General features: G+C 41.9%; 1 protein-coding gene. It reads right to left on the bottom strand.

Annotated features, from left to right (window positions below; translation table 11 throughout):
• Nucleotides 1–366: 366 nt before the first annotated feature.
• The coding region (locus H8792_RS12335; RefSeq protein WP_267463323.1) for a flagellin at nt 367–632 on the bottom strand (266 nt) is incomplete at its 5' end.

The following is a 632-nucleotide window of genomic DNA, read 5'->3' on the forward strand; positions in this document are numbered from 1 at the left end:
GGACTGATCCAATAAACGTACTGCGTTTAGTGAACCCATATTTGTATTAATCACCATTGACATGATCTTTCTCCCTTGTGATATATTCACGCTTGTGTTTGTGTATGTATTTGTTTTTAAAGTTTTTATTTATGAGGCAGTGTCTCCCGCCTTCAATTTATTTATCGTCACGTCCAGAATTTTCTTTAGATTTTTTTTGTCCAAATACAAAAAAAGCCGCATACAACGAAGTCGTAGCGGCTAAACACAAGGGAAGTAAAAATTTGCTCTAAGCTATTTCAAGTCTCTTTAGTCAGGACTCTGGCGGATCAGAGCCCTGGTAAAGACACCTCAGTCAAAGTTCCCTTAAACTTTGGTATCGTTATTTTATTGAACCAGAGAAAGTACGTTCTGTGACTGCTGGTTCGCTTGGCTCAACATGCTCATACCGGCTTGTTGCAACACTTGAGTTCTCGCCAGGTTGGCACTCTCTTTCGCAAAGTCCGCATCTTCGATACGTGAACGCGCAGCACTGATGTTTTCATTTACATTGCTCAAGTTCGATACCGTTGATTCCAGACGGTTTTGCAAAGCACCCCATTTCGCACGTTGCAGGTTGATGTTCGACAAATCCTGGTCAATCGCGGCAATCG

The organism is Thiomicrorhabdus heinhorstiae, assembly GCF_013391765.2.
In the GTDB taxonomy this organism is placed as follows: Bacteria; Pseudomonadota; Gammaproteobacteria; order Thiomicrospirales; family Thiomicrospiraceae; genus Thiomicrorhabdus; species Thiomicrorhabdus heinhorstiae.